This window comes from Clostridium magnum DSM 2767 (assembly GCF_001623875.1).
Taxonomy (GTDB): Bacteria; Bacillota; Clostridia; order Clostridiales; family Clostridiaceae; genus Clostridium_AM; species Clostridium_AM magnum.
In genome coordinates this window covers 834,932-848,049 of record NZ_LWAE01000001.1, presented here as the reverse complement: position 1 = coordinate 848,049, position 13,118 = coordinate 834,932, and the positions used below count along the sequence as shown (strand labels likewise).

General features: G+C 32.1%; 13 protein-coding genes. All 13 read right to left on the bottom strand.

What is annotated here, in order from left to right:
• Positions 1-199: 199 nt before the first annotated feature.
• On the bottom strand, positions 200-1,447 hold the full coding sequence (gene hisS / locus CLMAG_RS04040; RefSeq protein ID WP_066618218.1) for a histidine--tRNA ligase: 1,248 nt from the start codon (positions 1,445-1,447) through the stop codon (positions 200-202).
• A 16-nt stretch (positions 1,448-1,463) separates the two neighbouring features.
• Complete coding sequence (locus CLMAG_RS04035; protein WP_066618215.1) at positions 1,464-2,894, bottom strand: coproporphyrinogen III oxidase; 1,431 nt, start codon at positions 2,892-2,894, stop codon at positions 1,464-1,466.
• Between the two features lie 302 nt (positions 2,895-3,196).
• Positions 3,197-3,796 (bottom strand): MBL fold metallo-hydrolase, encoded by a 600-nt coding sequence (locus CLMAG_RS04030; protein WP_066618213.1) that lies wholly within the window; start codon positions 3,794-3,796, stop codon positions 3,197-3,199.
• 31 nt (positions 3,797-3,827) lie between these two features.
• Entirely contained in the window at positions 3,828-4,277 is a 450-nt protein-coding gene (gene dtd / locus CLMAG_RS04025) for a D-aminoacyl-tRNA deacylase (protein WP_066618211.1), read from the bottom strand.
• Positions 4,278-4,307: 30 nt separating this feature from the next.
• Complete coding sequence (locus CLMAG_RS04020; RefSeq protein ID WP_066618209.1) at positions 4,308-6,488, bottom strand: RelA/SpoT family protein; 2,181 nt, start codon at positions 6,486-6,488, stop codon at positions 4,308-4,310.
• Positions 6,489-6,641: 153 nt separating this feature from the next.
• Positions 6,642-7,160, bottom strand: a complete 519-nt coding sequence (locus CLMAG_RS04015; protein WP_066618207.1) for an adenine phosphoribosyltransferase — start codon at positions 7,158-7,160, stop codon at positions 6,642-6,644.
• Positions 7,161-7,266: 106 nt separating this feature from the next.
• Positions 7,267-8,139, bottom strand: a complete 873-nt coding sequence (locus tag CLMAG_RS04010) for a DHH family phosphoesterase (protein ID WP_066618205.1) — start codon at positions 8,137-8,139, stop codon at positions 7,267-7,269.
• Between the two features lie 179 nt (positions 8,140-8,318).
• Complete coding sequence (gene secF, locus CLMAG_RS04005) at positions 8,319-9,191, bottom strand: protein translocase subunit SecF (RefSeq protein WP_066618203.1); 873 nt, start codon at positions 9,189-9,191, stop codon at positions 8,319-8,321.
• Position 9,192: 1 nt separating this feature from the next.
• Entirely contained in the window at positions 9,193-10,461 is a 1,269-nt protein-coding gene (secD, locus tag CLMAG_RS04000; RefSeq protein ID WP_066618202.1) for a protein translocase subunit SecD, read from the bottom strand.
• Positions 10,462-10,611: 150 nt separating this feature from the next.
• Positions 10,612-11,979, bottom strand: a complete 1,368-nt coding sequence (gene scfB, locus CLMAG_RS03995; protein ID WP_066618200.1) for a thioether cross-link-forming SCIFF peptide maturase — start codon at positions 11,977-11,979, stop codon at positions 10,612-10,614.
• A 119-nt stretch (positions 11,980-12,098) separates the two neighbouring features.
• Entirely contained in the window at positions 12,099-12,236 is a 138-nt protein-coding gene (gene scfA / locus CLMAG_RS03990; protein ID WP_066618197.1) for a six-cysteine ranthipeptide SCIFF, read from the bottom strand.
• Between the two features lie 106 nt (positions 12,237-12,342).
• Complete coding sequence (locus tag CLMAG_RS03985; protein WP_066618195.1) at positions 12,343-12,711, bottom strand: TIGR04086 family membrane protein; 369 nt, start codon at positions 12,709-12,711, stop codon at positions 12,343-12,345.
• 60 nt (positions 12,712-12,771) lie between these two features.
• Entirely contained in the window at positions 12,772-13,083 is a 312-nt protein-coding gene (gene yajC, locus CLMAG_RS03980) for a preprotein translocase subunit YajC (protein WP_066618192.1), read from the bottom strand.
• Positions 13,084-13,118: the final 35 nt, after the last annotated feature.

Genomic DNA, 13,118 nt, shown 5'->3' with positions numbered 1-13,118 from the left:
ACTCCTCTTCCTAACGTCAGAGGAGTAATCGATTCACACAAAATCATAGATTTTGGTTCTCTGCTTAACTGGGGGGAAAGAGCGGCTACGTCCCTGGATTCGTTCAACTAAGAATCAGGTGGGGGTTAAATGCCTAAATGGCATTTAACGGGCAACGCCCCGGAGTCGAAGACAAACCCCATCTGATTCAAGTTTCACTTCATTTTAATAATTCTACAATGCTATCTAAATCCTTTAGGTTAACTTCGAATTGTTCTCCATCACTCATTCTTTTAAGCTTCGCTGTGCCCAATTGTAACTCGTTGTCTCCAAGTATAACTGTAAATCTGCAATTTGTTTTATTTGCGTATTTCATTGAGGCTTTAACACTTCTATTCATGTGATCGCAATCGCATTTTACGCCCTTTTTCCTTAAATTATTTATTAACTTTAAGGATGCTATCTTTGCATCTGCTCCCATTGCCCCTACATATAAGTCTATATAACTTGAATTAGGTATTTCTAAGCCTTCTGCATCTAAAGTCATAATAAGTCTTTCAAGCCCTGCTGCAAATCCAAAGGCAGGCATATCTGGTCCACCTAATTCTTCAATAAGCTTATCGTATCTTCCACCACCGCAAACTGTTAAATCTTTATATATAATTTCAAAAACAGTCTTTGTATAATAATCTAACCCTCTTACTATATTAGGGTCAACTGTATACTCAATATCCATTGCCTGTAAGTATTTTTTTAATTCTTCAAAATGATCTTTACACTCATCGCATATGTAATCAAGTATAGTTGGAGCATTTTTTGTTATCTCTTTGCATTTCTTCTCCTTGCAATCAAGGATTCTCATTGGGTTTCTTTCAAATCTTGATTTACAAGTACCACATAATCCCTCATAATTTTCTTGTAAGAATTGTTTTAATGCATCATTATATTTTTTTCTACATTCTGGACATCCTAAGCTGTTTATATTTAAGCTTAAGTCCTTTAATCCTAATTCATTTATTGCTCTCATTGCTAGACTTATACCTTCTGCATCTATTGAAGCCTCTTTTGAACCAAAAACTTCAATTCCAAATTGATGAAACTGTCTTAATCTACCTTTTTGAACATTTTCATATCTAAAAGCTGGCGTAAAATAGTAAAGCTTTGTTGGTTGAGCTTCATTATAGAGACTACTTTCAATAAAAGCTCTTACCGCTGGGGCTGTTCCTTCTGGTTTTAGTGTAACACTTCTACCACCCTTATCCTCAAAAGTATACATTTCCTTCTGCACAACGTCAGTAGTTTCTCCTACTCCTCTTGTAAATAATTCTGTATGTTCAAACATTGGAGTTCTTATTTCTCTTATTCCATACTCATCTGCTAACTCTTTAAATTTATTTTCAACATAATGCCATTTGTATGAATCCATCGGTAATAAATCTTTCGTACCTTTAGGTGCCTGCATAGCCATTTTTTTAGTTCCTCCTCTATTTATACAATGTATCTAAAAGATTCAATTTCTTTTGAACCATTTCATCCACTCTATTTAAATATTCTCTAACATCCTTAACATTGAAGTGTCTTTCGAGTCTATTCTCATCTAAAAATACCACTTTAGTAACTGCACCAGCCCCGCAGGCTATAATAGTCTGTCTTTCTTCAATCATTTGAATGTTATATACTGCTTCTTTACCTTCTATAGTATACCCTATATTCTCCATATTTCCCACCATATTTTTTTGTCTATACATATAGTATGGTTTCATGTTTAAATCTTTAGCTAGTAACACAGTTTTCTCATACATTAAATTTAATTCACTTTGCTCTGGCGTAGCAAAGCTTACTTTATTAATTATATTCTCATGAAGCTTAGAAGCTCTTTTAATAGACATACCATGAACTGTTATGCTCTCCGGATTAAGCTTTAGTATTTCTTCGCAAGTTCTCTGCACATGAGATAAACCTTCTCCAGGAAGGCCTACAATAATATCCATATTTATATTTTTGAATCCACATTCTTTTGCCATGATATATTTATCTATTACATCTTTAACATTATGCCTTCTTCCAATCAACTTCAAAGTATCATCGTTCATAGTCTGCGGATTTATACTTATTCTGTGTACATTATACTTTTTCATGCTGTTAAGTTTACTTGAAGTAATACTGTCTGGTCTTCCACATTCTACAGTAAATTCTTCAACATTATTTTGAGCTATGAATCTATTATGAATATGCTCCATGACTTTTTCAAATTGCTCATCATTAACAGCTGTAGGAGTACCCCCTCCAAAATAAACACATTGAATATTTAAATTCTTTTCTTTTATGTAATCAGCAGTTTTATCTATTTCATAGTACAAACTATTTAGATATGGTTCTACTAAACTCTTACATCCCTCAATAGGATTAGATGTAAAGGAACAATAAAGACATCTTGTAGGACAGAAGGGCATTCCTATATAAATACTAATATTCTCTTCATCTGTATTTACTAGTTCCTCTTCTACCTTAGCTACATTTATACAAAGCTCCGCCTTATCTTTTCTAGTACTATAATGCTCTCTAAAGTAATTTACTATATATTCATTGTCTCTACCTTCATTTATTAATGACAAAGCAATTTTGCTAGGCTTAACACCTATCAGTGCTCCCCATGGCATTTCTTCTCCTGTTTCCTCTGAAAAATACTTAAATACTGCCTTCTTTACTCCATCCTTATATGGAAGTTTACTATTTAAGGCTATCTCCTTAGAATTCTCTTTGTGTGTAATAACTACTTTCCCTTTAGTAAGTTCTATACTGAAATTCCAGTCTTCTTCTACAAATTCAATATCAGAAAGACTAAAAAATATGTTAATTATTTGATAGATATCATACCTATACTGCATATTATTTAATTTAATTCTTATTTTCATTATGTTTCTTTTATTTAAGCCTCCTTAATCTTTAGCTTTAAAATTAAAAACGGAGAATTGAGATTTAAGATACAACTTCATCTGAATTCTCCATTCCCAATCTTTATCCGATGACTACCCGCTCTAATACTGCCATCTTTATATGAAACTCCTCTTCCTAACGTCAGAGGAGTAAGCGATTCACACAAAATTATAGATTTTTGTTCTCTGCTTAACTGGCAGTAAAGAGCGGCTACGTCCCTGGATTCGTTCAACTAAGAATCAGATGGGGTTTGAAACCCCATCTGATTCAAGTTTCCAATTCATAAAAAAGGGTTATACATTTTTTCTCTTCCTATATTGCTTTCTAAGCCGTGTCCCGGAAGCACTCTCATATGATCAGGTAATTCCATAAGCTTCTCTTTTATACTTTTAATTATTGTTTCAAAATCTCCTCCAGCTAAATCGGTTCTCCCTATAGAACCGGCAAAGAGAGTATCTCCCGTAAATACCTTGTCATTTACTATAAAGCAAACTCCACCAGGCGTATGACCTGGAGTTAAAATACACTTTATTTGCATACTACCTAATATAAATGTATCTCCTTCGTTAATATATTTATCAACACTTTCTACTATATCACCATACATAAATTCTCCATTATTAATTAGTTTATAGTCCTGTTCATTTATGTATATAGGTGCAGTAAACTCCTTTTTTAACTGAACTGCTGCACCTGTGTGATCCGCATGACCATGGGTTAGTAATATATACTTTACTTTTGCACCCATATCTTTTGCTGCTTTTATTAGGTTATCAGCCTCTCCACCAGGATCAATTACTGCTGCTTCCTTTGTGCCCTCATCCATTAATATGTAACAGTTAGTCGCATAAACCCCTGCAGGAATTCTCTTTATTTGCATAGAAATACCTCCCCATTAATTAAATAATATTTTAAAATGTTTTCTTGCTATCTATCATAAGAGTTACAGGCCCATCGTTTTCTATGGTGACCATCATATCAGCTCCAAATTTTCCTGTTTCTACTTTAGGCAATACTTCTCTACATTGTCTAACAAATTCTTCATACATTTTCTCTGCATCTTCTCCACCTAAAGCCTCTATAAAACTCGGTCTTCGTCCCTTTCTACAGTCCCCATACAAAGTAAACTGGGAAACCACTAAAAGTTCCCCACCTACATCTATAAGTGATTTATTAAGCTTTCCATTTTCATCTTCAAATACTCTTAGGTTTAGTATTTTATCTCTCATGTAAGTTATATCTTCATCTGTATCTTCTTTAGATATACCTAATAAAACATTAAAGCCTCTATCGATTTCTCCTATAACTTTTCCATCTACCTCTACCTTTGAGTACCTAACTCTTTGTACTATTACACGCATTAAACTCTCCCCCTTAAACCCTATCAGCTGCTAGTTTTTAGTTCTATAAACATCAAGTACGCCTCTAAGTTTCCTTATCTTTTTCATTATATCTTTTAAAACTTCGATATCAGATATTTTTAGTTTTATATTTATAAATACTATTCCGTTTCTAGGTGGCTTAGCATTTACTGCATACAAAGAAGTTTTAGCAGCACTTATTATTTCCATGCATTCTGAAAGTATTCCATCTCTATTCTCTGATTTTATTTGAATTTCTGCTACATATTCTGCACCCTTAGGTCTTCCCCAATTTACCTCTATAAGCTTATTATCTTCATTTTGAAGTAAAAAGTCTACATTTTTGCAATCTTTTCTGTGAATAGAAACGCCTCTACCCTTTGTAATATATCCTATTATCTCATCACCTGGAACTGGATTACAACATTTTGCAAATCTAACAAGCACATTGGTTTCACCTTTAACTATTATACCTGGAGAGGTAGCCTTAGTTTTCTGCATTTTATTACTATTGCCTTTGTTTAATTGATCCTGTATAACTCTCCAATCAGTAACCTCACTTTTTACAGTCTTAGCATGCATCTCTTTTATTTTTAAAACAATAGTAGATGGTGCTACTGCACCTACACCTATGGCTGCATACAAGTCCTCTATGATGTTCATATTATATCTTTTAAGTATACTTTCTAACAATTCGCCCTTTGCTATTTCTCCAAAATTGTAGCCCTGCTTTTTTGCTTCTTTTTCAAGAGAGTCCTTACCTTTAACTATATTTTCCTCTCTTTTTGCTTTTTTGAACCAGGACCTTATTTTACTCTTAGCCTGATTGCTTTTAACCATGCTTAGCCAGTCTATACTCGGTCCCTTTGGAGTGCTTGACGCAAGTATCTCAATAATTTCTCCAGTTTTTAAAGGGTAATCTAAAGGAACCATTTTACCATTTATTTTAGCGCCTATACAACTATTGCCTATATCCGTATGTATTTTATATGCAAAATCTATAGGTGTTGCATCATGTGGCAGGTTTATTACAGTACCCTTTGGAGTAAACACGAAGACCTCATCTGAAAATAAATCTATCTTAAATCCTTCCATGAACTCTTCTGCATCTGAAGTCTCCCTCTGCCATTCTAAAATATCTCTGAGCCAGGTAAGTTTCTTATCTATATCTTCAGCATTATCCACACCTTCTTTGTATTTCCAGTGGGCAGCTATTCCGTACTCAGCTGTTTTATGCATTTCAAAAGTTCTAATCTGTATTTCAAAAGGCTTACCTTGTGGTCCTATAACTGTAGAGTGAAGAGACTGATACATATTTGGTTTAGGCATTGCAATATAATCCTTGAATCTACCTGGTATAGGTTTATATATTGTATGAACTATTCCTAATACTGCGTAACAATCCTTCACTGTATCTACAAGTATCCTAACTGCTGTTAAGTCAAATATTTGATCAACGGTCCTATTCTTCTTAACCATTTTTCTATATATACTATAAAAATGTTTTGGTCTACCATCTATATCAGATGGAATACTAGCTTTATCAAGACTATCTTTAAGCTGTGCTACTATTTCTTCTATATACTTTTCTCTCTCTACTCTCTTTTCTGCAATTTTTCTTACTATAAAATAATATTCATTAGGATTCATATATCTAAAGCCTAAGTCTTCTAATTCCCATTTAATTTTCGACATACCTAGTCTATGTGCGAGGGGAGCATATATGTCAAAGGTTTCCTTAGCTTTTTCTTTCTGTTTGTCAACAGACATATACTTTAGAGTTCTCATATTATGAAGTCTATCTGCAAGTTTTATTAATATAACTCTAATATCCTTTGCCATTGCAAGAAGCATTTTTCTTACATTATCAGCTTGCTGCTCTTCTTTTGTTTTATACTTTATCTTGCCAAGTTTAGTTACACCTTCTACAAGATCAGCTACTTCAGAACTGAATTCCCTGCTTATATCTTCATGAGAGTATTCTGTATCTTCAATTACGTCATGAAGTATTCCTGCTGTAATTGTACTAGTATCCATGCCCATATCTGCTAATATATATGCTACCTCTACAGGATGCATTATATAAGGCTCACCAGACTCTCTTCTTTGATCCTTGTGTGCCTCATAGGCAAGATTATATGCTTTTTTTATCATCTCTTTATCTACATTATTACAATTCTTATCTATTTTTTCTATCAGCTTTTCCAGCATATTACTACTCCCCTAAAATCAATGGCTGGTTAAGAAACCAGCCATAATTTTTTATTAATATTATATTATATACTATATAAACTTGCAATTTTAATTTCTTTATGGCCAATCACTAATATATTCTATAGTTTAAGATAATTATTAGAAATCTATTTAGAGGTCATATTCAACTAAAGACATTATATCATAACCTTCTAATTTAGATTTACCATTGAGTTCCTTTAATTCTATTACAAAATTCGCAGTTACAACTTCTCCACCAATTTGCTCTACAAGTTTAGCAACAGATCCTATAGTTCCTCCCGTTGCGAGTAAATCATCTACTATAGCAACTCTTTGACCTGGCTTTATAGCATCCTTATGTATCTCTAATTCATCACTGCCATACTCTAAATCATAATTTACACTAATAGTATCATAAGGCAATTTACCTTTCTTTCTTACCGGTACAAAACCAGCTCCTATAGCATAAGCTACTGGAACTCCAAATAAGAAACCTCTAGCTTCTGGACCAACTACTACATCTATATTTTTATCCTTTAAATACTCTGCCATTTTATCTATTGTATATTTCAATGCATCCTTGTCCTGTAATAGAGTAGTTACATCTTTAAAGCTTATTCCATCTTTAGGAAAATCATTTATTATTCTTATCTTTTTCTTTAAATCCAATTCTATTCCCCCTCAATTTATATACCAAAACTACATAAATCTTCTCAGTTCATTTTACACTTATATATTAATTATTGACATATTTTTAAATTTTAAAAATATATTCTTAAAGTATACATAATTCATTACCTCCAATTTCATTCTTGAGGTATTTAGCTATTTGTTCAGCTCTATCCATATTAGCAGTAGTAAAGAGTTCTACAGCTATTCTAGCATTATCTACACATCTTCTATTCTTTACTGAAGGTATAATATTATGTGCCAATCTATACATGCTTTCTTTATTTATGCTGATAATTTTATGAATCTTTACTAAAGCCTTAAAGCCATAATTATTTGTATAATTTAAATGATGAATACCTTCGTTAATTATATGCTTATTTTCACCTGTTATATTCAGACCTCTTGATAAAGTTCCAATCATAGCTAAGTCTAAATATTTACTTATAGATTTCATTTGATAATACATAGATACTGCTTGTGCTAACTTAAAAGCAATGCCTACTGCCGTTAAGTCTTTAAAAGGGTATTTACAGTCCTTTTGATTTGGATTTATAACAACAGTCTCTGGCAATTCATCTTTACATTTGTGATAATCTGTTATAATGACATCAATCCCTAATTCTTTGCATAACTCAGTCTGCGCTACAGAGTTAACACCACAACCAACAGTTATCATCAATTTAGCACCTAAAAATTTTATGTGATTTTTAACAATTTCTGAATTTATACTAAAATCATCATCTATATCATCAGAAACAAAATACTCAACATCTGCATTTAAATATTTTAAAACAAGAAATAATAAAGATACAGCTGTTATCCCATCTAAATCATAGTATCCATAAATTACAATCTTTTCTCTTTCATTTACTGCTTCTATTATTCTGCTTAAGGCTTCTTTCATTCCTTTTAAAAGGAAAGGGTCCTGCATACCTGAAAATCTAGAATCATGCATTTTTCCTTTTTGTCTCTCCATAATAAAATCCTCCAAATTTATCGAAAGCATATATATTATAATTGATATTGTCGTTTTTTACAAACCCTTTCTGAAGAGATTTTTAAGAATAAAAAAATCTAGAGTTTTATATACTCTAGATTCTTTATTTTATCATAACAAATTGTTAATTTATCAAACTATAATTTATTAGTTAAATACTATTTAGCAGTATTTAATACTTTTTTGTTTTTTGAACCATTCTTTTTTAACATTGCCCATATTGGTGTTGCTATAAATATAGATGAATAACATCCAGATACAATACCTACTAAAAGAGGTTCTGAGAAGTTTCTTATTGACGGTACATAAGCATAAACTGCTACAAGCATTATGAAAACTGTTAAAACTGTATTTATAGATCTTGCCATAGTTTGAGTTAAACTTGCATTAGCAAGTTCACTAACACTTGCTCTTCTCATATATTTTTGATTTTCTCTAATTCTATCAAAAACAACTATTGTGTCATTTATAGAATAACCTATAACAGTAAGTACAGCTGCAATAAAGCTTGAATCTATTGGTATTCTAAATACTGCATAAACTGCAAGCATTATAAGCACATCGTGTATAATGGAGATTATTGCTGCAAGACCAAATTTGAACTCAAATCTTAAAGCTACATAAGCAAGGATAGCTAAAGATGCAATTATTATCGCCTGCATAGCCTTAGTTCTTGTTTCTTTACCTATTGAAGCTCCTATGCTTTCTTGATTTGTTAAACTGCTTTCTTTAAACTTTTCTTTAACCTCTTTTACAATACTGCTTATATTATCATTAGTTAAATTTGCACTTTTTATTTCTATGTATGTATTATTAACTTTGTTTGTTTGTGCATCTTTATCATACTTCTTAACTATAGTATCAATATCAGCTTTATCAAAATCTTTTCCAATATTTAATTGAACTACGGTACCACCTTTAAAGTCTAGACCATATTCTAAGCCTTTAGTGGCTATAGTTCCTAGCCCTATAATTATTATAATCGCAGAAATAGCAAACCATATTTTTGACTTTTCTATAATTTTAAGCATACTATTTTGCCCCCCTTCTGAAATCATGTACTCCGAAGGTTCCTATAGACCATTTGTGTTTAAACCATCCCATACCAGCAGCAAGCTTTATTAGGAGTCTTGTTACTGTTATAGCCGTAACCATACTTAAGGCAACACCTATAATGAGTGTAAGTGCGAATCCTTTTACAGCACCAGAGCCAAGACCATAAAGTACGACACCAGCAATAATTGTGGTTATGTTAGAGTCAAGTACTGATGACATAGCTCTATGGAAGCCTGCATCTATAGCAGCTCTTACTGATTTACCACTTTTCAATTCTTCCTTCATTCTCTCAAAAATAAGTATGCTGGCATCTACCGCCATACCTACCGTTAGAAGGAAACCTGCAATTCCTGACAGCGTTAATGTAACATTTACACTTGCAAAAGCTAAAAGGACTATATATATGTATAATACTAGTGCTATACTTGCAAGAATACCTGGGATTCTATAGTAAAGTATCATAAATAGCATTACTATCGCTATACCAACCTTAGCTGCTAGTATACTTAATGGAAGGGCATTTGCACCTAAAGAAGCTCCTATTGTTTTTGTTTCTACAGGTTTAACAGTAACAGGCAATGCACCAGAATTAATAATGTTAGCCTGTCTTGTCGCTTCTTCAAGACTTTTACTTCCTGAAATTGTAGCTTTTCCATTAGTTATATGGGCCTGAACTGTAGGACTTGTAAGCTCTTGATCATCCATAGTAATACTTATAGTTTGACCCATAAATTTCTGAGTTGCATCTGCAAACTTCTTTGCACCTTGATCATTAAGCTCAAGACTAATAGTAGGCTGAGCATCTTCAGGATTTATGTATGCACTAGCTTTTTTAACATCTTTACCAGTAAGAATAGTACTCTTATCAGGACCAACAAATTTTAGTTCACCAGTTTTAGCAATACCCTCTTCTATTTCTTTAGCATCAAACTTACCTGGTATTTCTATTCTAATTCTTTTTTGGCCTTCTCTAGTAACAACAGTTTCACTTACTCCCATCTTATTAACTCTCATAGATATAAGTTCAATTGTTTTGTTAATTGTTTCTTGGTCTACGTTATCTCCTTGAATCTCTTCTAGAACTGAAACTCCACCCTGAAGGTCGAGACCTCTGTTTATAACTTCACCAAAAGACTTAAGTCTATACCCTCCAGCATTGACACCATAGACACCGGAATAACCTAGAAAACCTATCACAAGTACACATATAATAAATAATATGGTACTCCTTACCCTACTTTTCATTTTTCTCCTCCTCTGTATAATCAATACCTTATATTTACAAACATATACATTAGCAATTATATTACTTAGGAAAAATCCCGTCAATAAAAAGATTAATCAAAATTTGAGGTACTTTACCAATAATATTGTAGCTCTATATTTTCTACAAAACTATTTTTCCATGATTTTTGCTTTGAGCGCAATCGAACACTCTATTCTCTTCTTTTGCATCTTACATCCTAAGTGATAAGGAATATTCATATCTCCATTAAAATTATAGTTATTAGCTTGGCATCCACCACTACAGTAAAATCTTGCCCAACATTTTTTGCATTCAGGTTTATTATATATATGAGCTGCTTTAAATTGTTTTGGTATTTCTTTATTCAACTCACTGTTATCTTCTAAGCTACCTAGTTTAAAACTGTCATTACCTACAAACTGATGGCAAGGGTATATATCTCCATCTGGAGTGATAGCTACATACTCATGACCTGCTCCACAACCTGATATTCTCTTATAAACACAAGGTCCACCCTGTAAATCTATATTGAAATGGTAAAACTTAAATTCTTTACCCTCTCTATGACGTTTAAGCATCTCTTCATAAAGCTTGTCATACTGTTCAAATATAGTAGGAAGGTCTTCTTCTCTTAATGAAAGAGGATGTTCATCTGGTAAAACTACAGGCTCTATTGAGATTTCATCAAACCCTTCATTTGCTAAAAACTTTACATCCTCAAAAAAGTCAGTGTTTTCTCTTGTAAAAGTCCCTCTTGCATAATATTGCTTTGATTTATCTCTCATCTCTACCATTTTCTTAATTTTAGGCATGATAGTATCATGACAACCGCTTCCGTCTACCCTTACTCTTACCTTATCATTTACATCTTTTCTTCCATCTATACTTAGAACTATATTACCCATATTTTTATCTAGGTAGTCCATAGTTTCATCATTTAACAATGTAGCATTTGTTGTCATTGTAAATCTTATATTTTTATTGTGAAGCTTTTGCTTCTCCTTTGCATACTCTACGATTTCTTTTATAGTATCAAAGGCCATTAAAGGCTCTCCACCAAATAGGTCTATTTCAATATTCTTTCTTGGTCCTGATTTTTCTAAAACAAAATCAATAGCCTTCTTGCCTATTTCAGGTGTCATCAACTTTCTACAGCCCTTGTACTCTCCTTCATCTGCAAAACAATACTTACATCTCAAATTACAATCATGAGCTATATTTAAACATAGAGCTTTTACGAATGATTCTGAGTTATCAGAAGCTAATGCTATGCTTTCATATAAGTCTTTTGAATAAAGTATCTCTTCTTTTATTAATTCTTCCAATTCACCATAAGCTTCTCTTATTTCATCTTCTGTATACTTGTCCTTAAGTTCAGCTATGAGGTCTTCTATATTTCTTAGCCCCTCATCGTCCAAAAGGTCATATACTAACTCATCTACTATATGTACTGCTCCTGAGTTTATGTCTACTACGTAATACTCTTCACCCTGTTTAAATTTATGAATATCTGCCAAATTTTTTTCCTCCTTAAAAGTCTTGAAGTTTTATCTAATATTTCAAAAGTAACAATTTCACTTTGCAAATATCTATTTAAATTTAAAGCAGTAACATAATGTTACTGCTCTAAATTATATTAATTTTCACAAGCTAAGTTAGCAACAGTGCAAGAAGTTTTACATGCTGACTGACATGAGTTAGCACATTCTTTACAGCCTGGCTTCTTTAAGCTATCTTTTAAATTTGTTCTGTTTATAGTCTTTATATGTTTCATATAAAATTCCTCCATTCTTAAAGTTTTCCGTTTGATTATAACATAAATCCTTTATAAAATAAAGTTTAAATGACTATCAACTTACCAACTTTTAGTCCTTATTATTTTACAAATTTATTCCAATTATACCAGATAAAGCTCCAACAATTATAGCTAACAAAATTCTCGGAATTCTATCAGTACCAATTACAGCCGAATTTCCAGATACTAACGATACCATATACAGTACTAATAAGTATAATATAGTAACTATAATACCAACCAACCAACCTCGCCTTTTTATCTTTCTAACTGCATATATAGAACCATACATTATACTTAAAATAGTTGTAACAAGATAGAATGTTGAACTGGCCTTTTCGCTGACTTCAGTAAATGTCATTACAACTGCAAAAATAAGCAATAGTACTACTGTTATTATAAACCCCCTAAGTACTCCTTCCGCTGCAGGAAGATAACCATTATTTTTTTCCACTTTAAAACACCCCCCATCTAATAGTATCTATGTAGAAAGAAGGTGTTTTATGATTAAATTTTATGTTTCTTTTTTAGCAACTGATTTTTCACTTTTATCCTGTGTTTCAACTTGAGATAGTAAATTTAATACTCCAGTTTTATCAAGCTTTATTTTAGTCTTATCAGGACCAGTTTGTAAAATTATAAATCTTTCTTGTATGTTTATAATCTTTCCTATTATACCACCCTTAGTCATTATATCATCATTTACTTTAAGGTTATCTAGCATAGCTTTATATTTCTTTTTTCTTCTGCTTTCCGGTATAATTATTGCCAAGTAGAAAAATGCCAACATAGCTATTATTGGTGACAATTGGATTAACATTTGCATTCAAATCACCTCCCTTTTTAAGTTTAACTTACAAT

Excerpts from the sequence above, each read along its gene's own strand:
- hisS (WP_066618218.1), bottom strand. The coding sequence starts at position 1,447 with ATGGCTATGCAGGCACCTAAAGGTACGAAAGATTTATTACCGATGGAT.
- CLMAG_RS04035 (WP_066618215.1), bottom strand. The coding sequence starts at position 2,894 with ATGAAAATAAGAATTAAATTAAATAATATGCAGTATAGGTATGATATC.
- CLMAG_RS04030 (WP_066618213.1), bottom strand. The coding sequence starts at position 3,796 with ATGCAAATAAAGAGAATTCCTGCAGGGGTTTATGCGACTAACTGTTAC.
- dtd (WP_066618211.1), bottom strand. The coding sequence starts at position 4,277 with ATGCGTGTAATAGTACAAAGAGTTAGGTACTCAAAGGTAGAGGTAGAT.
- CLMAG_RS04020 (WP_066618209.1), bottom strand. The coding sequence starts at position 6,488 with ATGCTGGAAAAGCTGATAGAAAAAATAGATAAGAATTGTAATAATGTA.
- CLMAG_RS04010 (WP_066618205.1), bottom strand. The coding sequence starts at position 8,139 with ATGGAGAGACAAAAAGGAAAAATGCATGATTCTAGATTTTCAGGTATG.
- secF (WP_066618203.1), bottom strand. The coding sequence starts at position 9,191 with ATGCTTAAAATTATAGAAAAGTCAAAAATATGGTTTGCTATTTCTGCG.
- secD (WP_066618202.1), bottom strand. The coding sequence starts at position 10,461 with ATGAAAAGTAGGGTAAGGAGTACCATATTATTTATTATATGTGTACTT.
- scfA (WP_066618197.1), bottom strand. The coding sequence starts at position 12,236 with ATGAAACATATAAAGACTATAAACAGAACAAATTTAAAAGATAGCTTA.
- yajC (WP_066618192.1), bottom strand. The coding sequence starts at position 13,083 with ATGCAAATGTTAATCCAATTGTCACCAATAATAGCTATGTTGGCATTT.